Genomic DNA, 23,991 nt, shown 5'->3' with positions numbered 1-23,991 from the left:
AAAAAAATTAAACGGTCGTACTATTTTAAAACTGGAGACTTCATATGAAAGCCGTTGTATGTAAAACCTGGGGCACCCCGGACACCTTGGAAGTAATCGAACTACCGGACCTGACACCCGGAGCCGGAGAGGTGGCGATTGCCGTCAAGGCCGCTGGTGTTAACTTCCCCGACTTCCTCATCATACAAAACAAATATCAGTTCAAACCTGAACTACCGTTTACGCCGGGCAGCGAGTTGTCCGGAATTGTTTACGCTGTCGGTGAGGGTGTAAAACATATCAAAACTGGTGACAAGGTAATTGCCTTTATCGGTCAAGGGGCGTTTGCCCAACAAGTTTTAGCGCCCGCCAACGCCGTTATTCCTATGCCGGAAGGAATGGATTTTGATACAGCTGCTGCAATCACGCTGACTTATGGCACATCACATCATGCGGTTGTTGACAGAGCGCAACTGAAAGCGGGTGAAACCATGTTGGTACTGGGTGCTGCAGGTGGTGTCGGGCTGGCTGCGATTGAGATCGGAAAAGCGATCGGTGCCAAAGTCATTGCGGCAGCGTCAACAGATGAGAAACTCGACATCTGCCGCCAACATGGCGCCGATATGACGATTAATTACAGCAACACTGATTTACGTGAAGCAATCAAAAGCGCGACCGGAGGCAAAGGGCCGGACGTCATATACGATCCGGTTGGCGGCATCTACGCTGAACCTGCATTCCGCTCTATCGCTTGGCGTGGACGTTATCTGGTCGTCGGTTTTGCAAATGGTGAGATTCCGAAATTACCACTGAATCTCGCACTGTTAAAAGGTGCATCTCTGGTCGGTGTGTTTTGGGGGGAATTTGCCAAGCGCGAACCCAAAGCCAATATGGCGGCAATGAGCGAAATGATAGGCTGGCTGAGGGAGGGAAAAATCAAGCCCCATATTTCTGCCCGATATGCATTGAACGAAACGGCCAACGCATTGAACGATATCGCAGCCCGCAAAGTGACCGGTAAAGTAGTGATACAACCTGAAAGATAATGCATCAAGCGTTATTGAAAAAAACTCCACGCTATGCCGTGGAGTTTTTTTATATTGAATCAAATGAAACAGTACAAGTCAATGTGGAGCAGCATCACCAAGCCAATAGCGATTGATGTCCTTTAACCCCCACTTTGATGCATCTTCTCTTGCGACAATTTTATCTTGCAAGCCCGGACCAGCCAGATCAAGCAACTCAGGAACGATATAACCCATAGATTTGACAGAAAAAAACACCCTGACTTTGGGCGATAACAAAGACTTGCCAACCTGTTGCTCAACAACAACGCCGAGTCGCCCAGACTCCATCCGCACCAGAGTACCAACAGGATAGATGCCTATACTCTTTACAAATGCCTGGAATACTTTTTCATCGAAATGGCCCTTACTCCACTCGGCCATTTTCCGTAAAGATTCTGCAGGACACCAACCTTGTTTATATGGACGGTCTGAGGTGATCGCATCATACACATCACACACCGCTCCCATCCGCGCAAACAGGCTGATTTCTTCACCTTTCAGACGATCCGGGTAACCGCTGCCATCCATTTTTTCGTGATGATGCAAACACACATCGAGCGCGACCTGACTGACGCCATTTGCCTCCAGCAGCATTTTGTATCCAGCCGCCGGATGCTCTTTGACGGAGACAAATTCCGCATCAGTCAACTTACCTGGCTTATTCAGGATGTCAGGGTCAATGCCCATCTTACCAATGTCATGCAGCAAACCTGCCAGCCCTGCCTCACGGGTGTCCGCATCACTTAAGCCTAATTGCTTGCCCAACGCGACCATCAACGCACAGACCGCAACCGAATGCATGTAAGTGTAATCATCCTTGGTTTTCAGTCTCGCAAGACCAATCAGAGCACCCGGATTACGCATCACCGAGTCTGCAATTTCCTCTACCATTTCCTGCGCATTACCGACATCAACGGCTTTTCCCATCCGCGCTTCACTGAACATAGAAAAAACTGCCGCACGCGATTTATTCACAATCAAGGATGCTCTGTCGATCTCCTCTGCCATAGAAACCGGTGCTGTCTGCCTTGGAACTGGCTGTTTTACGACAACGGTTTGGACGACGGGTTCCGGTTCTTGCTTTGCTTCAGGCTCGGCTTGAAGAACATCAAGGCCTTTGCTTGTGTCTATCCACGCTTCCTGTATCTTTGATTTCTGGATCTCCAGCAATTCAGCGGAATCCGAGAGAAGAAACGATTTTTTCCAGAATGGTGTATCTATCCATGAGCCGCATAACTCAGTGACAAACATACCCACTCTCAATTCGGATGTTTTAATTTTTTTTAGCATAAAGAAGCGAGTGGAAGCGATAACTGACGACGTGAAGCCTGTACAAACCCAAGCTTAGATTATTCTACAAAGGCAGGAACTACGCCACAATAAGCGCATGCTTCTAACAAAAATTTTCCTTTGAGCAATTATGTAGTAATTGCATAGGACGAAAAAAATCCTGCATCTCCTGGTTTTTGATAAAACTCAGGTTATACGGGTGTTCTGCAAGAATTTGCGGAAAGTGCGCCGTTTCCGGAATCCGCTTCAACTGTTCCGCAATTTTCCCCCACAAAACAAGGGATGGCAGAGATGCCGAAGACTTCTGCCCCAGTAAACTGGCAAAAATGGCTTGTAAAAACGGCTGCCAGGATTTGCCATCCTTGACCGGTGCCACGTTATCACGAAAAACCAGCGTCGCATTCAGTAGCAGAAAACCATGCTTGTGCATATTTTGTTGCAAATCAGAGAGTTTCCGGATAAACCTTGTCTCGTCATTCAAAGCAGAGGTGGCAACAGCTGTCATCACATCGCCACTCGTATGCTCCTGATTGAGATCGCCGGAAGCGACCAGCAGCATTTTCATAAAGTTTCGTAGCGACGTCGCACGATTGACTTTTTTAGATAAGCCGGAACCATCCTCAGCCCACAGACTGTCAACAGCACCATCCATAAAACAAACACCAGTCGCACTATCAGCGCGCGGATAAGGTCCCTCACCGATCAACACATAGCGAACTTCATTTAACGGTTGTTGAAACGCAGCAAACAAACGCCCTTCCGTCGGTAAAAATTCAGTCGAGCATAAGCGCGAAAAATAAGTGGCATCTGCAGCATGCATCGCATGTAAACCGTTCAGTATCGCAGGATGCCAGGATGGATGGGCGAGTTGTATGCAATCAGTAATCTGCGCTGGCAAATTGTCGAGACTGCGCACAGTCATTGTGCAGCACCCGGTGTGCCAGGCATCACTGCAGGTAATGATGCGGTAGAAAGCCCCGGAGTGACAACCGGACTCGGAACAGGTGCAGGACCGCCTGGCGGAACAGGCTGCGCCTGATGCGCAGGAAATGCCACCGGTGCCACAGGATTGATGCCGATAATTTCGGTTGGCGGAGGACGAACCGGATTTGCTGCGATATTCACGACCGCATTTTGTGGCAGATCGACTCGACGAATCACGCCGTTATCTGAAATCAGCACATACTGCTCGTACACTTCCTTCAATACAACACCGGGCGCAATCTGCATCTCAATCGCGACTGACTGCGCAGGTTTGCCATTAGCACTGACAATCGCCAGACTTTCTGCCGATCGCTTTGCGATGATCACACCTTTCAATTGATAATTGCTGGCTGCCATCTGACTTGCAGGCGCAGCACCGAACAAGCTGCCCCACTGCCCAGAACCGGGCTCGATGCTATTTTGCTGAGTTGGCGCCGCAACGCTACGGTTCTGTGGATTAAAAATACGCAAGCCCCAGAAACTGACAGTCACGCACAATAATGCAAATGCAATCACACTACACAAAAGAGGTAAACGCTTCATTTCTATCCTTGTCAGCGTACCAGCTGATTAATTTCAATAATAGGCATCAGGACTGCCAACACGATCAGCAAAACCACCGCGCCCATTGCGAGTATGAGTACAGGCTCCAGCAAACCGGCGATCGTCAGCGCCCTGCGTTCCAGATCCTGCTCCTGCGCACTCGATGCACGTTCCAGCATAGCAGGCAGCTCACCCGTGACTTCGCCTGCGCGTATCATATGAATCAGCATAGGTGGGAAATATTTATGCGCAGACAATGCCCGTGCCAGACTGACGCCCTCACGGACACTTGCCGTCGCATCCTCGACCTGAGCGCGCATTGCGACATTCGATAAGGTCTCCCGGCTCGTTTGCAGGGCACGTAAAATCGGCACTCCCGAACCTGTCGTAATCGCCAGCGTGCTGGCAAACCTGGACGTGTTTAAACTGCGCTCAAACTTGCCATAAACAGGGGCTGTCAACAACCACTGATGCCAGCGCATTTTTATTTCGGGATTTTTCAAGGCAAGACGCCAGACTGAAAAAGCCACAACACCAAGCAAAGCAACCAGCCAACCATACACCCGCACAAAATCTGAGACGGCCAACATCAACACGGTCAGCAGCGGCAGTTTTTGTTTGGTGTTCGCAAACACAGAAACAATTTGCGGCACCACATACGTCAGCAAGAAAATCACAATCGCAAATGCCACGACCGTCACAATCGCCGGATAAGTAAAAGCCAGCTTCACCTTCTGCACCAGCGCGTTACGACGTTCTATGTAATCGGCCAGACGCGACAAAACACGTGCCAGATGACCAATTTGTTCGCCTGACGCCACCAGAGCGCAATAGATGTCGGCAAAATCATCCGGATGCTGTTTCAGCGCATCAGATAAGGCGGCTCCAGCCATCACCTCGGATCGCACAGACGCAATGATGTCGCGGATAAAGGTACGCTCAGATTGTTCCAGCAACGCTGTTAATGACTGCTCCAGCGGCAATCCCGCTTCCAGCAAACTTGCAAGCTGGCGGGTAAATAAAGCCAGCTCCACGCTGGATAAGCGCTCGGAGAAAAAAGAGCGTCGCTGACGGGCACCGCCGTCAGCATTGTTATTGATAGCCTCAACCGACACAGGAACAAGACCCTGTGCTCGTAAATCACCGCGCGCCGCTCTCGCACTATCGGCGTTTAACACACCGGTACTGCTACTGCCATGACTATCTATCGCTTCATATCGAAATGCCGGCACGGTAATTATTCCTTAGTGACGCGCAATAATTCTTCAGGCGTAGTCACGCCACTCTTCACCCAACGATCGCCATCTTCGCGCATGGTTTTCATACCATTATGCTGGGCGGCGAGCCGGATTTCTGCCTCCGATGCCTGATGGTGAATCTGCGCACGGATATCTTCCGTCGTCTGCAACAATTCATACACGCCAACACGTCCCTGATAACCAGTATGGCCGCAGTGTTCACAGCCAGTCGCATGCCATTGCCCACCTTCTTCACGACGGCAATGCGTACAAAGTTTGCGTACCAGACGCTGCGCCACAACACCCAACAGTGAAGAAGACAACAAGAAAGGTTCTATCCCCATATCCAGCAAACGGGTCACTGCAGCAGATGAATCATTCGTATGTAAAGTCGCCAGAACCAGGTGGCCGGTCAGTGAAGCTTGCACGGCAATCTGCGCTGTTTCCAGATCACGGATCTCACCGATCATGATCACATCCGGATCCTGGCGCAAAATAGCGCGCAAGGCTTTGGCAAACGTCATGTCTATCTTCGCATTGACCTGCGTTTGCCCGACCCCCGCCAATTCATATTCAATAGGATCTTCGACTGTCAGAATATTGGTTGTGCCGGCATTGACGCGAGATAGCGCCGCATACAGCGTCGTCGTTTTACCCGAACCAGTCGGCCCGGTAACCAGAACGATGCCGTGCGGCTGCGCGATCAGCTTATCAAAATTTTCAAGAACATCCGGACTCATACCAAGATTACTCAGATCGAGACGCCCGGCTTCCTTATCCAGCAAACGTAAAACAGCACGCTCACCATGACCGGTCGGCAAAGTCGATACACGCACATCAACGGGCTTACCGCCAATCCGTAATGTGATGCGCCCATCCTGAGGCAAACGCTTTTCGGCGATATCCAGTTGCGCCATGATCTTAATACGTGAGATCAGGGAAGCATGAATTGCTTTACGCGGCCGAACGACGTCCCGTAACGATCCATCGATACGAAAACGCACGACTGAAATCTGCTCGAACGGTTCTATGTGAATATCGGAGGCGCCATCACGTAATGCCTGCGTCAGCAGCGCATTAATCATACGAATGACAGGTGCATCGTCAGCCGATTCCAGTAAGTCTTCTATCGCTGGCATATCCAGCATCAGCTTCGCCAGATCCAGATCGGACTCCACCTCACCGACAACATCAGCGGCATCGCCGCCGGAGCCTGCATACGCTTTGGCAATCAGGTCACTCAGCGCATCGTGGCTGAGCATATTCAGCTTGATCGTGCCAAATTTACGCCCGACCTCGGCGATCGCAGCAGGACTGGTTTTATTCGATACGGACAACTCTACCGGTGCCCCTGCGACAGCATTGTCGCGGCTGGCCAACACAGAAAAATCTCGCGCAAACCCGTATGGCAATAAGCGATTCTCCATCATGGCTTACTTGCTTTCCTGACCGCCGGACTTCGGCTTATCTGACGGTAGCGAAGTCGACGTCGACATCAGCTTGCCTTTTTCCATCTCAGGCAACTGCGCAGCCGGTACCCCATCCTTATTTGGTGCGATTTGCGTACGCATATAGTCGTAGCGATCAACAGAAACACTGTTGCTCTGATCTGCATTACGTATCACAGTCGGGCGCAAAAATACCATCAGATTAGTTTTGCCGCGCTTGGCCGTCTGATACTTAAACAAATTACCGATAACAGGAATATCCGCCAGACCCGTCACCTTTTCAACGGAGTCAGAAGTACTGTCTTCCATCAGGCCACCCAGCGCCAGAATCTGCCCATCTTCAACCAGCACATTGGTGGAAATGGAACGTTGTTTGGTAATCAGGCCTGACGAGGTCACCGTCGCAGATTCGTCAATACTTGAGCTTTCCTGATAGATCGCCAGCTTCACCGTACCGCCTTCGGAAATTTGCGGTTTGACAGTCAGTTTCAGACCAACTTCCTTACGTTCTATGGTCTGAAAAGGATTCACACCAGCCGTGCCGGTGGATGCAGAAGTGGTGAACTGGCCGGTAATGAAAGGCACGTTTTTTCCAACTACAATTTTTGCTTCTTCATTGTCCAGAGTAACCAGATTCGGCATCGACAAGATATTTGCATTGCCACTGCTATTGAGGATATGCGCCACAGCCCCCAGACCCAGTTTACCGTTGATCTGCTTGAACACACCGATAGACAAACCATTGCCTGGTGTCGGCGTCGCTGCTGTGGCAAGACTGAGTATGTTATTTCCAGTTGTCGTAAATGCAGTGCCACCACCAACACGATAATTGCTATTACTATCGCCAGACAACCCCAGCCATTGCACGCCGAATTCATTCGCTTTATCTGCACTGATTTCAACGATCAGCGCCTCGACATACACCTGCGCACGTCGTGCATCTAACTGATCAATCACGGAACGCAGATTTTTATACACCGCTTCGCTCGCCGTAATAATCAATGTATTCGTTGCCGCATCGGCCTGAATGAAGCCTGCTGCGCCACCGGAATTGCCTGATGCAGAACTGCTGCCGGACGATTGTGGCAAACCGCCGGTGACACCGGTATTACTTGTACCTGTATTGGAATTGGAGGTCAGCGGGCTATTCGTTCCATTCGCGGAGCTGCCTGTATTCGACAAACCGGTACTGGCGGGTAAGGCGCTGGTATCGCCGGAAATAATGGAGCGTAAAGTCTGCGCCAGCTTCACCGCCTCCGCATTCTTGAGATAAACCACATGCACATTACCAGGCAATGCCGTTGGCTGATCCAGTTTGGCAATCAGCTCTTTAACCAGATTTGCACGCGCTGCCGAAGGCGCGCGCAACAAAACGGAATTGGTGCGCGGATCAGCCAGCAAGACTGCACGTCCACCTTCCGTCGCTGCACCGTTATCGCTGAGCTTGCTCACCAATGCAGCGATATCACTCGCCATCGCGTGTTTGATAGGAATCACATCCATATCCACCGTCGCGGGAACGTCTAAAGACGCAATAATTTTATTCAGACGTTTTAAGTTATCGGCGTAATCGGTAATCACCACCGAGTTATTACCCGGATTCGCATTAATCGTATTATTAGGCGAAATCAATGGCCGCAAAATCGTCACAACATTGGTCGCTGATTCATAATTCAGTCGGTAAATCTGCGTTGCCACCTGATCGCCTCTGACCGATTCGCCTTTCTCATTCTGCACAGACTGAGTCGGACCTGGTTGCAGTTTAGCGTCAGATTCCGGCACCACTTTGTAATAGCCATCCGCATACACAACCGCATACCCTTGCAGACGCAATGTCGACGTCAGCAGCTTGAATGCCTGTTCTTTGGTCAGCGGTTTTTCCGAGACTAACGTGACCTGACCTTTCACCCGTGGATCGATGATGAAAGTCGATCCTGTGTAATGACCAATCGCTTTAACAACAGATTCAATATCGGCTCCGACAAAATTTAAATCCGCCGTATTTTGAGCTGGTGTTTGTGCCAACACAGAAGAGCTGATGAGACAACCGGCACTCAATACTGCTGCCCCTGTCATGACGGACAAGTGACGCATCGGTTTGCGTAAGGAATTGCTGATCATAGCTGCCTTGTTTTTTAATGGATATTTTTTCATTTGAACTATTTAAACTCTAAAGCGATGACATCCTGATCGCCGTCCTTACGGCGCTGCCCCAGCAAATTCAATAAATTTGCTAATCTTGCCTGCTGCCCTTCTTCTGCCCAGGCCTTACCCGAAAACTGGAAATGGCCGCCGTTTAATGTACCGCTGCCGGCCAACATCATCGGCCCTTTTAAGGTATTCAGATGCAGATCAGCATTTGCGCCGTGTAAATCAAACGCCATGTTGTAGCTGCCCAAAGGTTTGACCGGCGACAGACGCGATGCCATTTCCGACAATTCCAGCTGCAACTGCCCATATCCGTTCAGTCTGCCAGCATCCCGGGCAAAGCGTAAATTATTCCACGACATCCGCAATTTCCCGGTAGGCCCTATCGTATTCAGCGGAGCCCCCAGCCCTTCTAACCGCTCTGTCGGCAACAGCAAACTTGCCGGACTCACCTGCAACTCCGAAAAATTACCCTGTATCTTGACGATGGCCGACAGCGATTCAGGATTATCCAGTTCAGCTTCGACTTGTGCCAGCAAAATCAGCGGTGAAATTTTCCACGCAAAGCGCCCTGCAAACAAAGGCGTCACCGGGCCGCTGACACCGGAAGCAACGCCGACAAACGCCGATCCACGCCAGAACGAACCCTGCACGTCACCGAGACTGAGTCGCCCCTGCGTTTGCTTTTCCAGTAAAGCACCAAGCCAACTGGCAGGCAAAAAAAACAAGACGGATAACGTGATACTGACGATGCCGGTCAAAATCCAAACCCAAGATCCCGCTGCTGACTTTACCGCCATAATTCAAAGTCCACCGCGTTGCTGTTTCAATGTCAGGCTGACGTTCACCTGCGCCGGTTCTGGCAAGGCGGTAAAACGCGCTTCCTCAACGGTCAAACGCGAAGATTTTTGCGTTTCCATCAGCCACTCCATGATATTCGCGTAGGCGACCGTCTGAATTTGTAGGCGCACGATATCATCCGTCACGCTGAGTGTTTGCGCCTTAATGCCGCGTGTCGCCAGCGATGCCTCTACACTTTCACGGGTAATCGGCTCTATCATCTGCGACAAACCCGCCGCCAGTTTGGATTGCTGCGCGCTGAGCGCGCTGATCTCGGCAACTTGCTGGCGCAAAACAGGAATCTGTTTCAACAATTTAGTCCGCCCCGTTAACGCCGGGTCAAGAAAAATCTGATACACCAGCGCCAGCAAAATCACCGCCGCGGCTATGCTCAGCATACGGCGCTCGCGCGCATCGCGTTGTTCCCAGAACAGCGCAAACTCTTGCGTCAATTGCTTCTTCATCAGTTTTTTCCTCCCATGGTGATATGCAATATCCCATCGGGTGTGGCTTCCATACGCATAGACTGTTCCGCCAGTGCGCCGCGCAGCTGATCCAGCGGGATCTGTCCCGGCGATTTCACTTTGACATTCAAGCCGCGATCTTTATATTCCACCGACACCACGTCGGCTGGTTTGCCAAGCATCACGCGCTCCCATACTTGCGTAAACTGCGCTGCCATCACAGCAAAATCATTCGGTGCAAACTGACCGGACAAGCGTTTTGCCAAATCCACTTTCTGCCGCATCTGCGCTAAAGGATCGGGAATTGTCGTCTCTTTAGGAAAGCTGTTTTTATACGTCTGCATCAAAGCGGCGCTTAAATTTCTGGCTTCGCGTTTGAGACTGAACCATTCCATGTTTAAGGCAGCGATATTCAGTATCACCATCACTGCCAGCAAACGCAAAGGCCAGCGCCACAATGACCAGTCGATTGATGGTTTATGAATCGCGCCGACATCTGACATCAGATCCAGTGTTTTCAGACTGATGCCGCCAACTCTGTTTTGCCAGCTGATTGCCCGCACCTGAAAACGCTCGTTCAACGCAAGTGTCTGCAACAGTGCCTGATATTGCTCGACTTCATTAACACCAACATACAATTCGACATTGGTTTCCGGTGCCAGCAAATTCAGCATCGCGATTGCGCTATCCCGCTCTGCCTCAGCAAGATTGAGCCCCATGCCTTGCAATTCAGATTGCCTGATCGTCAGCGCCAGCAAGCCATCCCGGTTTTCAATCAACGCTGCCGCGTGACTTTCCTGACCCGGCAACGTCAGTGCGAGTTGTGATGGAAATGCGGCGATTTTCTTTACCGGCCAGTCTTTGACCTTTGCTGCAATAGTCTCCAGCCAAGCCCTGTCTGCGACGGCAACCGTTGCCTCACCATTCACCACCGGTGTCGCCACCAGCGCCACATCGGCAGGGTCGGAAGTCAGTTGTTCCTCGAGCAGATTCGGCAACGCGGTTTTAAATTTCGCTGCCGACATGGGCGGCACTTTAATCGTGAGTAAACTGACATCACTGGCAGCCAGCAGTAAATGGAGCTGGCGGGCACCAACCGACAAGGCGCGTAACTCTGTCAGCGTTTGCAGACCCTGCTGCAATATATTGCCTTCTGCCGAAAATAAGGCGAACGGAAATGTCTGCGAAGACCAGTCCGGGCTGCTCTGAGCAGCCACCCGCGAGGGTAAAGAAATAGTGAGTGTACTTGCCATGTAATTTAGTTGTCTCTTACCCAAAGCACCGTCGTCGATGCGTCCTCTGCCCGCTCTATCAATGCGCTGACATCCATCAGCGAGCGGTTCATTTTAACCTTACCGTTCACCACAAAATAATTGGTTGAGGTATCGACCTCTTTTTTAGAAGTCATTTTTGCCTTATCCGGAAAACGCGTCTCAAAATCGGCGAAGCCGGTGATATAAGCACGCTCGCGGCTGGCAACCACCATTGCCGCATCCGATAAACTCATGCCCTCGATCCGCGCCGCCAACACCTCGGCGGGAGCCGTGTTCAGATTAATCGTTGTGATAACGGATTTGCGGGGCAAGGCGATCACATACGAACGCAATTTATTCACCATCTCTGGCGTATATCCCGGGATGGACAACAAATCATCGACCTGTGTAAACCGCAGGAATTGTACTGCAGCTTGCGCGTCTTCCGATGTGGTTTTTACATTACCACCAGAATTCGCAGGCGCACTGGCGGGGGCGCTGTCCGGTGCGCCTTTCGGTACCACCGCTTTTGGCTGGCTTTGCGCAATCGCGCTGGCAGTGCGCTGCGCCAGATCACCGGAGAAACGCAAATTCGTCAGCAAGCGCGCAAAGACGGCAGTTTCACGGCCATCAACGACGCCGTCCGTCGCCAGATTATTTAAGTTATATAAAGACTGCGCATCGATCACTTGCCCGGACAAACTCGCATCGCTGGCATCGGTGTCGGCCCGACCATTTTCAACATACTGATCCAGACGCGTGTCTTCGAGTCTGACCGCCCATGGCTCCCCCAGATGATCGACATTGCTCTGCTTTTTATCTTCGCGCAGGATCAGCCTTGCCCAGTCGATCGCGCCACGCAATATCCATTTCTTTTGCAACTGCATGCGTTGATTTTCTATCGAACGCACCTGCACCTGTTGCTGCCAGAACAGACTGGCAACAATCGTGATCGCCAGTGTCGTCAGCAACAGCGCGGTCACAACAGCGACGCCACGTTGCCGGGAATAATGAAATGCTGTATGCATCAGCTCGCCCCCAGCAAAAATACTTTTGTCATCGGTGCTTCGCGCCCGTGCACTTGCATGGACACTTCCAGTCCGGCCAGTTTCGCACTCTTGATCGCGGGGTTCTTTGCTGCACCATCCGTCGCAGCGTTTTGTATATCAGTGCCATCGATCCGCCAGCCAGTTTCGCCCTGCGTCCAGGTGCGCATCGCCAGCGATGTCACATCTGTCTGCAACTGTATGACCGGCGTTACATCGGTATCAGCGGCGGCACTTTGCCAATCGTTTTCCAATGCCGCAATTTCGCGGGTCGGTATCAGCTCACGCCGCCCCAGTTTGCCATCGACCACGCTGTACACGATCACCTGAAAACGCAGCGGCTGGTTATCTTCCAACACCGAACGGATCAACATCAGCTTGCTTCCTGCCGCACGCAATACGCTACGCCCTTGCAGCAAGTTGGCATCCATCAGATGCGCGCAGTCATTTTCTATCTGAGCAAACGCCAGTTGAATACCACGTGTCTGAGCCATTTCCGCATTCAAGGCGACGCGCGCACGCACAATACCGTCCAGACCGCGCCAACCAAGCACGGCGACAATGGCGAGTATCGTGATCGCCACCAGCAATTCAATCAGGGTAAAACCGCGCATTGCGGCGGACCGGTGATTACAGTGCATTCGGCACCACCTGAGTCAGCTTGATAATGCGTCGCGCGGGTTTATCTGTTTCATACACGAAGACTTCGACGCGCCGAAACGAAGGATTCGGTGTCGCGATCACATGCTCTTCGCAGGTAAGTTTTAAATCAGCCTGCGGACATTCAAACGTACGTTCCCCCAGTGAAGGCCATTCGCGCGCCAGACGGATTTGCGACAAGCGGTTTTCCGCCGACCATGTCGCCATCAGCGAAATGCGCAGATCATTGCTGTTTTGCGTCAGGCTGCCGACCGCACGCAGGCTCGCGCCCAGCGCGGTACCGACGATGACCAGCGCCACCAGCACTTCCAGCAAGGTAAATCCAGCGTGACGAGGGAGTTTCAGACGCATCTCATTCCACGGAAAAATGTCCGACGCCATCGGCGCGGATACGCACACTGCCATCCGGCACACGTAAAGTGATAATGAAAGGCTTATCGACAGGCTCGCGGCCAAACACAACCCGCACCGCTGCCGCCTGATTGCTTGGCGGCTCCATACTCAGTTCTACCGGAGAAATTTCAAATGCGCGATCACGCAACATGTCATCGCGCAGCGGCAACCAGACCCGGTCTTCGCGCACCTGAAAACGGTAACCAAACTGATCCGCTTCAAATGCGACTGGCAAATTGCGCAGAATGGCCTCGTCACGCGCCAGCTGCAACAGCAAGGCAATCCGATTCGCGTCTTGTTCGACGCGCTGACGTGGACTCGGCATCGCGTTAAACGCGACCGCGCCCAGCATCAGACCGGCGATCACCATCACTACCAGCAATTCGAGTAGTGTAAAGCCGTGCTGCCTGCTTCGCAGTGTCATGAGTGGGAAACGATGCAGAGTTTACAAATCCCAGGAGCCGATATCGGCATCTTTTTCAACACCACCCGGCTGACCATCCGCACCGAGAGAGAAAACATCGACTTCACCTTTAATGCCAGGTGACAGATACTGATACGGACTACCCCATGGGTCTTTAGGTAATTTATCGATGTAACCACCAGTTTTCCAGCCGTTTGCTGCAGGACCGGAAGTCGGCTTGGTAATTAAGGCCTGCAAACCTTGTTCAGTGGTGGGATAGCGCTGATTGTCGAGGCGATATAACTTGAGTGCCGACATCAGGGTAGAAATATCCTGCTTCGCCGCCGAGATACGCGCATCATCGGTACGACCCATCAGCTTAGGCACGACCAGTGCGGCCAATATCCCCATAATCACAACGACGACCATAATTTCGATCAGCGTAAAACCACGCGAACGACGGGATTGACGAGATGCCGCTGGCAAAACTGAAATCGATTGAGAAGTAAACATAAGCCTATCTATTAATTCGGTTAATTCTGTAAATCCGCTCTGAGAGGGTCTCTGCACAACCAAGGAATCCTGAACACCAAAACTCTGGCACCCTGAATTAGCTTGATTATCTGCGTTGCGATTACCCATCTCATCCGGAGCGAAGCAGTATAAAGCGGGAACATGACAACATGATTATTTGTTACTTAAAAATAACAAAAAAAGTGAACTTTTACTATACTCCCCCCTGTTTTTCTGAAAACCACCTTAATGTCTGCATAAACAAAGGGGCTGAATAAATACTCCCCCCAGTATATTTAGGCCATTCAGGCCAGTTTCAGCGGCAAACTGCGTAATCGCTGGCCTGTCAGCTTAAATACCGCATTCGCCACCGCTGGCGCGATTGGCGGCACGCCCGGCTCACCGATGCCCTCAGGCGGCTCTGCACTCGGAATAATCACGACCTCAATCTGCGGCGCTTCGTTGATACGCAACACCGGGTAATCATGAAAATTACTCTGCACGACCTTGCCGTCTTTGATCGTCACTTCGCCATACAATGCCGCACTCAGACCGAAAATAACTGCCGATTCCATCTGCTGCGTAATGATATTGGGATTGACGGCAATGCCGCAATCGACTGCACAGACCACCCGGTGTACGCGGATTTGCCCGTTCTGCACCGAGACTTCGGCCACTTCCGCCACGACCGTACCGAATGACTGATGCAAAGCGACGCCATGCGCACGACCTTCGGCTGGCTTTCCCGCTTTATTCATCGCGGCATCGAGCACCGTCAGATGACGTTTCCGGTTCGCCAGCAAACCACGCCGGAAATCGACAGGATCAGCGCCCGCAGCATGCGCCAGCTCATCGATAAAACTCTCTTTAAAAAAGGCATTATGCGAGTGCCCGACAGAACGCCAGAAGCCAACAGGCACAGGCGTGGGCACAATCACATGGGCGATTTTCTGATGTGCAATTTGATACGGCATATCGAATTCACCTTCCGCCGTCGTCTTATCCGGCCCCGCCCCCGGCAAACCAAAAGTCCGTTTCAGCACCTGATGCATGATAGATTCAGACGCCGATTTATTATCGTAGGCCAGTACCTTACCCTTATCGTCAAGCGCCGCCGTAAACCGCGCCAGCGCTGCCGGACGATACATATCATGCGCCATATCTTCTTCGCGACTCCAGATCAGCTTGACCGGCAAGCCCTGCGTCTGTTTTGCAATCGCCACCGCCTGCACCACCATATCAACCTCTAAGCGGCGACCAAAGCCACCGCCCAGAAAGCACATGTGCAACTGCACCTGTTCAGCACCGATACCCGCAGCTTTGGCGGCCACCGCCACGGCAATGCTTGGCACCTGGGTGGATACCCATAAATCCAACTTGCCGTCTTTCAGTTGCGCTGTGCAATTCATCGGCTCCATCGTGGCGTGTGCAAGAAACGGGGCGCGATATTCGGCCTTGATGGTTTTTGCAGCAGCAGGAGCGGCCAGCATCGCGGCAACGTCGCCTTGCTTGTAGTAGGTGAAGCCAGATTCGCTATCGAGTTTTTCTGCCAGCTCTTTGAATACAGACTCCGTCGATAACTGCGCGTGCGCACCGGCATCCCACTCCACCGGCAATGCTGCTAAGGCCGTTTTCGCCGTCCAGTAGCTTTTCGCGACGACCGCAACACCGGCAACACCGGCCTCGCCAACGGCTGCCGAAAAATCAACGACATGCGTGACGCCAGGCATCGCGAGTACCGGGGCCTGATCCACGCGCTTAATCTTGCCGCCGATGACCGGGCTTAATTTCAGTGCCGCGAACAGCATTCCAGCCGGATGCGCATCGATCCCGAACTGCGCGCTGCCATCTACTTTGACTTTGGCATCGGTACGCGGTTCAGGATGACCGATCAGTTTAAATTCTTCAGGCGCTTTCAGCCGTATCCGGGCAGGCTTAGTCTCAGCAGCGCTGGCCGCCAGCTCACCGTAAGACTTTTGCTTGCCGGATGCGTGCATCACCATACCATTCGCGGTCATGCATTGATCTGCAGGCACGTTCCACTCTTTCGCCGCCGCTGCAATCAGCATCGCGCGCGCTGCCGCACCGGCCTCACGCATAGGCAACCACGCATCTTTGACGCTGGAAGACCCACCCGTTACCTGCAGCCCCAGTTCGCGCGCGGTTTTCAATGTCATCCATTGCGAGAATTGTTTGATCACGCCATGATCATCGGGGTGAAAAGGCAGGCCATCTGCCAGCATAGAAAGATTGCCGTAGATTTTATCGATGGGCGCTGGCATGGTTTTGACTTGCGCCATCGCGACATCGAGCTCTTCCGCCACCAGTATTTGCAGTGCGGTATGTATGCCCTGCCCCATTTCACTGCGATGCATGGCAACGGTGACGCTACCGTCTTTGGCGATTTTTATCCAGCCATTGAGTGCGACTTCATCATTCACCACAGGCAAAGAATGCGCCGCATTCAAGCGCTGGCGCGGCGGCATCAGCCCCCAGCCAACAAGCAAAGCACCAGCAGCACCGGCTGCGCCTAAAATAAAGCGGCGACGCCCTGTTTTCTTGATGTCTGACATTACCTGGTCTCCGTTTTCAGTATTTTTTATTTTTAAAATTAAGAGTGATCAAGGATCAATAAATTTGCCTCGGTTGCCGTCTCAGCTATTCCTTCGTGGATATCCTTGCGACAAAATACGTTGCCAGACGACTTCTTTTTGTTCTGCATTCATAAACACCCAGTCCGCCACTTCGGTGACAGTGCGGCCGCAGCCGCGACAAATTTCATCGAAGGTCGTGGAACACACCGCCACACAAGGCGTATCCGGACGTTCTTTTGTTTCACTCATGATTCATACCATCCAGCGCAGCTCTGCTTGTCTTTACCGTAAAAGACGAAGCAGGCACATTCAAAAAATAAAAGACAGGCATGCACCTATCCGGGGAGTAATAGTAACGCTAATTATGCTGTATCGCTCTGGTGCGAAAGTTCTATTTCCGGCAAAACCGCCGACTAGCCGCTGCTTTGATTGACAGCCACAGTCAAAGCACAGGAAAATTGAGCCTCTTCAGCTTGCGACTCAACATAAAAGGCACTGCAAACTGATCAACACTGACCATCTGTAGCACCAGTTCCTGTCATCACTACCGCAGCGACACAGGTCGCAACCATCAGAATATTCTGGTTTCACCATTCAATAGAAAATGTAATTCATGGCACAAGATTTTTTTCAAACCCTGATCCTTCTGGTCATCGTTACCGACCCGTTCGGCAACGTGCCGATTTTCGTCAGCGCACTCTCACACGTTTCACCAGAACGGCGTTGGCGCGTGATCGTACGCGAATGCGGCATTGCCTTTATTTTGCTGCTGCTGTTTATGTTTTTCGGCAAAAATTTTCTGACAGCCTTGCAATTATCAGAAATTTCCATCCGCATCGGTGGCGGCGTGATTCTGTTCCTGATCGCATTGCGCATGGTATTTCCGCAAGAAGGCGGGATTTTTGGCGACACTGAGGATAATCACGAACCCTTCATCGTGCCGCTCGCCATCCCAGCGCTGGCGGGCCCGTCTGCACTGGCGACGGTGTTGCTGTTTTCATCTGACAATAATCAGGAAATGCTGGTGCATCTGGGCGCGCTGACCGCCGTGGCGGTGGTCTGGCTGATCGTCTTACTGAGCGCCGAACGTATGCAACGAGTGCTGGGTGCTCACGTGATGACGGCATTTGAACGCCTGATGGGCTTGATACTTGCCGCGATGTCGATAGAAATGCTGCTGGCCGGCTTCCGCGAATATATCAAAACGCTGAGCTGACGAAACATCCTCTAAGTCAGAGACAGAAAGAAGACAGCGCAATCAGCCTGAGTTTTTAATTGATTAAAATTCAGGCTGATTTTTTCTGGTTGATTCTTGCTCTGACTCTCTCAGATTTCAGCCGACAACAGCAATATTCGCAACTGGCGGCAACACTGCCGCAAACAACTTGCTGTTAAACGTGAAGTAGCCCAATAAAAATAATACCAGGGCAATCAGGAACTGCTTCCAGAACTGACGATTCATTGCGATCTCCATTTAAATAATTTTTTTATTTTGTAATTCTGCGATGTCTGCCTCTGAGTAACCGAGCGCAGATAATACCTCGTAGTTGTGCTCACCAAGCTCAGGACCCAGCCAGGCGGTTTGTCCCGGTGTTTCTGATAACTTAGGCGAAATCGCAGGCAACTTAATCCCCTCGCCATCCGCGAAATGATGCTGCTCAAACATCTGCCGCGCCTGAAATTGCGGATCATTCATCATATCGCGCACCGAGTATATTTTGCCGACTGGCACATCCGCCGCTTTCAGTATTTGTAAGGCACTATCGATATTCTGTGTCGCGCACCAATCCTGTATCGCTGCATCAATTTCCGCCGTGCGCGGCACGCGGCCATCGTTACGTACAAGTGCAGGATCATCAGCAAGATCTTGGCGTTGTATTGCCTTCATCAGTCGATGGAAAATCGCATCGCCATTGCCGGCGATCACAATATTTTCGCCGTCGCCAGTGGTATAGGTGTTCGATGGCACAATGCCGGGCAACGCACCACCAGTGCGTTCACGAACGACACCTGCAACATCAAATTCAGGTACCAGCGACTCCATCAGGTTAAAGACAGACTCATACAAGGCAACATCGACCATCTGCCCCTGCCCGCCAACACTGTGTTCACCGCTTTTTCCATTCCAGCGACCTCCTGTGACATCACGATGGCGCAACGCCATCATCGCACCTATCACGCCATGCAGAGCAGCAACTGAGTCGCCGATAGAAATACCCACCCGCACCGGCGGCCTGTCAGCGTGACCGGAGACATAACGCAAGCCGCCCATAGATTCACCGATAGCACCAAAGCCAGGTTGATCTTTCATTGGCCCAGTCTGGCCATAACCAGACAAACGCACCATGATCGTCGCCGGATTCAGCGCCTTCAACTGTTCATAACCCAACTGCCATTTTTCCAGCACACCGGGACGATAATTTTCGATGATGATATCGGCATCCAGCGCAAGCCGACGGGCGATCTCCTGCCCCTCCTCGCTTTTCATATTCAGAGTGATACTTTTTTTATTGCGCGCCTGCACACTCCACCAAAGTGAAGTCCCGTCTTTTAATACACGCCACTGACGCAAAGGATCACCGCCATCCGGCGACTCGACCTTAATCACTTCTGCGCCAAATTCTGCCAGCATACGCGCACAAAAAGGCCCTGCAATCAGGGTACCCAGTTCAAGAACTTTGATGCCTGCCAAAGGGCCCTTGCGATTTTGTGTCATGAGGTGGAAGAAAGTAAAAGGAAGTCAGGGGAAGAAAGAAAGTTGATGGATTTCCGGGTCCGGATTGCGCCTCACAGATTCATCAACATCGATAGAAAAACAATCACTGAAACAATGCAGTGCACTCGCACGAGCAGAACAAGGCGGTGGCATCAGCACAGACATTGTGATTGCTTCAGGTCGTACGCCGATCCAACATTGCGCGCGCAATCGTTCCAGCATCAACGTATTCAAGCTCGCCGCCAACAGGAACGCCACGCGCCAGGCGGCTGACTTTCAGACCACGTGCTTTCAGAGTTTCGCTGATGTAGTGCGCTGTTGCCTCACCTTCGTTGGTGAAGTTCGTCGCTAAGACCACTTCTTTCACAATGCCATTGGTCGCGCGTGCAATCAACTTTTCCAGATAGATGTCTTTCGGACCTATGCCATCCAGTGGCGACAAACGCCCCATCAGCACAAAGTACATACCTTTGAACGTCAGGGTCTGCTCTATCATCATCTGATCTGATGGCGTCTCGACGACGCACAGCATGCTGTCATCACGCTCTGCATCCTGACATGTTTCGCAAATGTCGATCTCAGTAAAGGTGTTACAGGAAGCGCAGTGATGAATACGATCAACCGCATTCAGCAAGGCATGGCCGAGCCCGGATGCGGCTTCACGGTCATGCTGCAGCAGATGATATGCCATGCGCTGCGCCGACTTTGGCCCTATGCCGGGCAAGCGGCGCAGGGCTTCTGCCAGATGTTCGAGGCTGCCGTTTTTTTTCACGCTCAGAATGGCATTTTGAAGCCAGGAGGCAAAGGCATGCCTGCCGTCAGACCTGACATTTTTTCAGCCGATGTTGCTTCTGCCTTACGCACAGCGTCATTGAACGCCGCAGCGACCAGATCTTCCAGCATATCTTTATCATCGCCAAACAGGGATGGGTCAATGGTCACGCGCTTCACATCGTTTTTACATGTCATAACCACCTTCACCATGCCTGCTCCCGCCTGCCCTTCAACTTCGATCAGAGCGAGTTGATCCTGCGCTTTTTTCATATTGTCTTGCATAGCCTGCGCTTGTTTCATCAAGCCAGCGAGTTGATTTTTCATCATAAGAGTTGCTCCTGAAAAGTAAGGAAATAAATAAATTAGGAAGGAATGAACAAACCAGATCAGATCGGACGCACGCTGCCAGTCACAATCGCAGCGCCAAATTCCCGCATCAGGGTTTGCACGAAAGAGTCGTTTTGTATTGCCAGCTCAGCCTGTTGCTGCCGCACCTCGCGGTCCGCGACTGCTTTTGCGTTGGCCGTCAATTCAACCGCACCGATTTTGCTTTCCACCCGAATGTTTTTACCGAAACGTTCGGATAAAGCGGCAGCTAACTTATCGATACTCCCCGCAGACAATAAGGTCGATAGCGGAACGCGCAATTCAAACACAAAAGCATTCCCATCTTGCTTGCAATGAATCAGTTCGCTTTGTTGCGCCAGTTGTTGCGCCACACCGCGCACAGGCAAACTCGCAGCCAGGACTGGCCAGTTGCCATCCCATTCCAACGCTGGAACCGGACCCGACCACAAAGTGCGATCCATAGCCACTGGCTCGACGTTTGCCACCGGCGTAACTGTGGCAGTTGCCACAGCAGGCGTTTCTGATACAGCCACTGGCGCCAAAGACTCAGCGACTGTATTTTGCTGAAGATTTCGTGTCACCGCAGGACTCACGATCGGTGCAGATGCGGGCGCAGATGCGGGCGCAGATCCGAATGCTGATGCCTGCCAGACGTCATCATCCCATGGCGGTGGCATGTCATCCATGCCGACGGGCTCCATTTCCTGCGGTGCTCTGGCAACCGCAGGCGTAGGTACCGGTGCAGGTTCAGCGGCGGGAGCAACTACTGGAGCAACCAAGGGAGCAACAGCAGGCGCAATCTTAGCAACAGCAACCGGGGCAGGCATTGCAGAGGCGACAGGAGAAACAGGAACAACTGGCGTCACAATCGGCGCGACATCATTTTCTTGCTTCGATGCCGCAGGCTTTGTCGTCGATCCAGCTTTTGCGCTGGCTGCTCGGGCAGCAGCAAGCGCGGCCATTGCAGGGCTCATCGGTTTTGCCGCCGGAACAGCAGTTGTAACCGTCGCCGCATCTGCACCTGCAACCGTGGCGACGTTCGCCGTTGGCTGAGTAGAGACACTCTGCTGAGTCTGAGCAGAAGCAGAATTTGCCGCCACCGTTTTAACAGGTATTGCAGGTGCCGCCGGTGTTGACGGAGCAGTTCCCCTTACCGGAGCAGAAGGCATCCCATTACCCGGCCGAGGAGCTGGCGATATACCCGTGCCGCCCGACTGCGTCAGCACGCCGCCATCCACCGGGCGGAAAGCCAGCATACGCAACAGCGTCATGCTGAAACCGGCATATTCATCGGGGGCCAGCGCCAGTTCATTCCGGCCATGCACAGCGATCTGGTAAAACAACTGCACTTCTTCTTTGTTAAATACGTTCGCCAGGCGCAACACCTGTTCACGCTCAGGCAAATCATCAGCAACTGCTGCCGGCACCATCTGCGCAATCGCCAGCTGATGCAGCAAAGTACCGAGATCCTGCAACGCGGATTTATACGACAAACTGCGTGCGGCCATTTCATCTGCCACATCCAGCAGGGCTTTGCCGTCATTCTCAGCCAGCGCATCCAGCAAACGGATCAGATACGACTGATCGAGCGCACCGAGCATCCCTTGCACCGCATCGAGACTCACTTTACCGGCAGCATAAGCAATCGCCTGATCTGTCAGAGATAAGGCATCGCGCATGGAACCATGCGCGCCTTGCGCCAGCAAACGCAGCGCTGGCTGCTCGAATTCAATGTGCTCCTGCCCAAGAATATTTTCCAGGTGACCAACAATATGGCCCGGGGGCATTTGTTTGAGATTAAATTGCAGGCAACGCGACAAGACTGTGACCGGAATTTTTTGCGGATCTGTCGTTGCCAGAATGAATTTGACGTGTTCAGGCGGTTCTTCCAGCGTTTTCAACATGGCATTGAAAGCGTGGTTGGTCAGCATATGCACCTCGTCGATCATATACACTTTAAATCGTGCATTCGACGGCGCATAAATTGCCTGTTCCAACAATGATGCCATTTCATCGACACCACGGTTAGACGCCGCATCCATCTCTATATAATCGACAAAGCGGCCAGCATCTATGGCGACACAAGCATCACAGACACCACAAGGGTTGGCGGTAATACCGGTTTCGCAATTAAAGGATTTAGCAAGAATACGAGACAAGGTAGTCTTACCGACACCGCGTGTTCCGGTAAACAAATAAGCGTGATGCAGCCGCTGCTGCTCCAGCGCATGCGTTAAAGCACGGACCACGTGCTCTTGCCCCACCAGCGTGTCAAAGCTTTTGGGACGATATTTTCGGGCGAGAACTTGATAGGACATCCTGCGATTTTACCCTATTCGTTGCGCGACATAGTGCCTGCAGCAAAGGAAATTTAAATAACTGATCGCCATCATTCCCGCCCTTCATGCCTATCCAATTGCTCCTGCAAATGCAACATGATCTTATCCCGCTGACGCAACTCTTCACGTAAGGCCTGAACTTCGCGCGTCAGCACCCGGATATCAGCATGAAATTCCCGCTCGAACAGTTTTTCCTCTTCACCAACAAAAAGCGCTGCGATATTTGCAGTGACTATAGAAAACATCGCGTAACCGAGCAGCACAATAAACACCGCAAAAATTTTTGACGCCGGGGTCGATGGCACAATATCCCCGTAACCAACAGTTGCCACCGTCGTAAACGCAAGCCAGACACCATTGGCGTAACTATTCACGTTCGGCTCCAGCCAGTAAAAACCAGCACCGGCGGTGCTCAGCATTAACAAAGCCAAACCTATCACCTGCATCAGATGACTGGGTTTTAATTTCTGCAAGAGCAGCGTTGCCATTCTCAGCAGTATCACCGTACAGAGAGAGAGTCGCAGCAACCACTCAATCACCCCCCACTCACCACTGGTCGGCCAACCACTCAGCACACAACCAATAATAATGATAGCGTCCATAATCAGTTTGCCGTGGCGACGGCGACGACGATGACGGTTTTTTGCCCACTGCAGATAAACATCGACAGCGATAATGAGCGCGGAAAAAATGTATGTACCGTGCCCGATTTTCCGGTACACATCGGTCTCACCAGCCAGCAACAAATAAAAGGCGGGGATAGACAACAACAAGCCGCACAGCAAAATGGGATGAGAAAACCACGCAATAAACCTTTGCGTCATCGGATAGAGAGTACGACTCATTTCAAATATACATTTCAGAAGGAAAAGACAGCGATTGGTAATTCTGCGGAAAAAACAATAGATGCAAACAGCCATGATTTCAGCTTTCATTCTGGTGTGCAATTAA

24 protein-coding genes are annotated in these 23,991 nt (G+C 51.9%); 2 read left to right on the top strand and 22 right to left on the bottom strand.

The annotated features are described in order from the left end of the window. The first annotated feature begins 44 nt into the window (after positions 1–44). Positions 45–1,025 carry an NADPH:quinone oxidoreductase family protein gene (locus tag Undi14_RS16250; protein ID WP_200181535.1) on the top strand — a complete coding sequence of 327 codons (981 nt, stop codon included), beginning with the start codon at positions 45–47 and terminating at the stop codon, positions 1,023–1,025. Positions 1,026–1,103: 78 nt separating this feature from the next. Here Undi14_RS16250 and Undi14_RS16245 read toward each other — a convergent pair whose 3' ends face one another. The 16 genes from Undi14_RS16245 to Undi14_RS16170 form a co-directional block, all read right to left on the bottom strand. After that, the gene (locus Undi14_RS16245; RefSeq protein WP_200181534.1) at positions 1,104–2,336 is read right to left on the bottom strand and encodes an HD-GYP domain-containing protein; all 1,233 of its coding nucleotides are present in this window, start codon (positions 2,334–2,336) and stop codon (positions 1,104–1,106) included. 103 nt (positions 2,337–2,439) lie between these two features. Next, complete coding sequence (locus Undi14_RS16240; RefSeq protein WP_200181533.1) at positions 2,440–3,258, bottom strand: uracil-DNA glycosylase; 819 nt, start codon at positions 3,256–3,258, stop codon at positions 2,440–2,442. After that, entirely contained in the window at positions 3,255–3,863 is a 609-nt protein-coding gene (locus Undi14_RS16235) for a type II secretion system protein N (protein WP_200181532.1), read from the bottom strand. Before Undi14_RS16235 ends, Undi14_RS16240 begins: the two co-directional genes overlap by 4 nt. Positions 3,864–3,874: 11 nt before the next feature. After that, positions 3,875–5,095 (bottom strand): type II secretion system inner membrane protein GspF, encoded by a 1,221-nt coding sequence (gene gspF, locus Undi14_RS16230; protein WP_200181531.1) that lies wholly within the window; start codon positions 5,093–5,095, stop codon positions 3,875–3,877. Positions 5,096–5,100: 5 nt separating this feature from the next. After that, on the bottom strand, positions 5,101–6,531 hold the full coding sequence (gene gspE / locus Undi14_RS16225; protein ID WP_370589966.1) for a type II secretion system ATPase GspE: 1,431 nt from the start codon (positions 6,529–6,531) through the stop codon (positions 5,101–5,103). Positions 6,532–6,534: 3 nt separating this feature from the next. Continuing rightward, positions 6,535–8,670, bottom strand: coding sequence for a type II secretion system secretin GspD (gene gspD, locus Undi14_RS16220; RefSeq protein WP_200181530.1), 2,136 nt, complete (start codon positions 8,668–8,670; stop codon positions 6,535–6,537). A 38-nt stretch (positions 8,671–8,708) separates the two neighbouring features. Then, a complete protein-coding gene (gene gspN, locus Undi14_RS16215) occupies positions 8,709–9,458 on the bottom strand; it encodes a type II secretion system protein N (protein ID WP_223826882.1) in 750 nt (249 codons plus the stop codon). A gap of 42 nt (positions 9,459–9,500) precedes the next feature. Continuing rightward, entirely contained in the window at positions 9,501–10,001 is a 501-nt protein-coding gene (gene gspM, locus Undi14_RS16210; RefSeq protein WP_200181528.1) for a type II secretion system protein GspM, read from the bottom strand. After that, positions 10,001–11,254: a type II secretion system protein GspL gene (gene gspL / locus Undi14_RS16205; protein WP_200181526.1), complete on the bottom strand. Its 1,254-nt coding sequence runs from the start codon at positions 11,252–11,254 to the stop codon at positions 10,001–10,003. Before gspL ends, gspM begins: the two co-directional genes overlap by 1 nt. Positions 11,255–11,259: 5 nt before the next feature. Beyond that, positions 11,260–12,282: a type II secretion system minor pseudopilin GspK gene (gene gspK, locus Undi14_RS16200; protein ID WP_200181523.1), complete on the bottom strand. Its 1,023-nt coding sequence runs from the start codon at positions 12,280–12,282 to the stop codon at positions 11,260–11,262. Then, positions 12,282–12,941, bottom strand: coding sequence for a type II secretion system protein J (locus tag Undi14_RS16195; protein WP_234030640.1), 660 nt, complete (start codon positions 12,939–12,941; stop codon positions 12,282–12,284). Before Undi14_RS16195 ends, gspK begins: the two co-directional genes overlap by 1 nt. Then, positions 12,931–13,311 (bottom strand): type II secretion system minor pseudopilin GspI, encoded by a 381-nt coding sequence (gspI, locus tag Undi14_RS16190; RefSeq protein ID WP_186883559.1) that lies wholly within the window; start codon positions 13,309–13,311, stop codon positions 12,931–12,933. The genes Undi14_RS16195 and gspI overlap by 11 nt, the downstream gene beginning before the upstream one ends. 1 nt (position 13,312) lies before the next feature. Continuing rightward, the gene (locus Undi14_RS16185; RefSeq protein WP_200181521.1) at positions 13,313–13,777 is read right to left on the bottom strand and encodes a GspH/FimT family pseudopilin; all 465 of its coding nucleotides are present in this window, start codon (positions 13,775–13,777) and stop codon (positions 13,313–13,315) included. 21 nt (positions 13,778–13,798) lie between these two features. Beyond that, on the bottom strand, positions 13,799–14,269 hold the full coding sequence (gene gspG, locus Undi14_RS16180; RefSeq protein ID WP_186883561.1) for a type II secretion system major pseudopilin GspG: 471 nt from the start codon (positions 14,267–14,269) through the stop codon (positions 13,799–13,801). Positions 14,270–14,574: 305 nt separating this feature from the next. Further along, positions 14,575–16,842 carry a xanthine dehydrogenase family protein molybdopterin-binding subunit gene (locus Undi14_RS16175; RefSeq protein WP_200181519.1) on the bottom strand — a complete coding sequence of 756 codons (2,268 nt, stop codon included), beginning with the start codon at positions 16,840–16,842 and terminating at the stop codon, positions 14,575–14,577. Positions 16,843–16,923: 81 nt separating this feature from the next. Next, positions 16,924–17,112: a DUF1289 domain-containing protein gene (locus Undi14_RS16170; protein ID WP_186883563.1), complete on the bottom strand. Its 189-nt coding sequence runs from the start codon at positions 17,110–17,112 to the stop codon at positions 16,924–16,926. A 364-nt stretch (positions 17,113–17,476) separates the two neighbouring features. Here Undi14_RS16170 and Undi14_RS16165 point away from each other — a divergent pair, with 364 nt between their 5' ends. Beyond that, complete coding sequence (locus tag Undi14_RS16165; RefSeq protein ID WP_186883564.1) at positions 17,477–18,079, top strand: MarC family protein; 603 nt, start codon at positions 17,477–17,479, stop codon at positions 18,077–18,079. A 117-nt stretch (positions 18,080–18,196) separates the two neighbouring features. Here the strand turns inward: Undi14_RS16165 and Undi14_RS18420 are convergent, their stop codons facing one another. From Undi14_RS18420 to Undi14_RS16140, 6 genes are all read right to left on the bottom strand, one after another. After that, on the bottom strand, positions 18,197–18,325 hold the full coding sequence (locus Undi14_RS18420; protein WP_255520395.1) for a hypothetical protein: 129 nt from the start codon (positions 18,323–18,325) through the stop codon (positions 18,197–18,199). Between the two features lie 12 nt (positions 18,326–18,337). After that, on the bottom strand, positions 18,338–19,579 hold the full coding sequence (locus Undi14_RS16160; RefSeq protein ID WP_200181517.1) for a CaiB/BaiF CoA-transferase family protein: 1,242 nt from the start codon (positions 19,577–19,579) through the stop codon (positions 18,338–18,340). A 175-nt stretch (positions 19,580–19,754) separates the two neighbouring features. After that, the gene (recR, locus tag Undi14_RS16155) at positions 19,755–20,351 is read right to left on the bottom strand and encodes a recombination mediator RecR (protein ID WP_186883566.1); all 597 of its coding nucleotides are present in this window, start codon (positions 20,349–20,351) and stop codon (positions 19,755–19,757) included. A 2-nt stretch (positions 20,352–20,353) separates the two neighbouring features. Further along, positions 20,354–20,680: a YbaB/EbfC family nucleoid-associated protein gene (locus Undi14_RS16150; protein WP_186883567.1), complete on the bottom strand. Its 327-nt coding sequence runs from the start codon at positions 20,678–20,680 to the stop codon at positions 20,354–20,356. 59 nt (positions 20,681–20,739) lie between these two features. Next, a complete protein-coding gene (locus Undi14_RS16145) occupies positions 20,740–23,019 on the bottom strand; it encodes a DNA polymerase III subunit gamma/tau (protein ID WP_200181514.1) in 2,280 nt (759 codons plus the stop codon). Positions 23,020–23,090: 71 nt separating this feature from the next. Continuing rightward, positions 23,091–23,885: an ion channel gene (locus Undi14_RS16140; protein WP_200181512.1), complete on the bottom strand. Its 795-nt coding sequence runs from the start codon at positions 23,883–23,885 to the stop codon at positions 23,091–23,093. Between the last annotated feature and the right edge of the window lie 106 nt (positions 23,886–23,991).

Origin of the sequence: Undibacterium sp. 14-3-2 (assembly GCF_016595265.1) — a bacterium.
In the GTDB taxonomy this organism is placed as follows: domain Bacteria; phylum Pseudomonadota; class Gammaproteobacteria; order Burkholderiales; family Burkholderiaceae_D; genus Undibacterium; species Undibacterium aquatile.
This window is presented reverse-complemented; position numbering and strand designations above follow the sequence as displayed.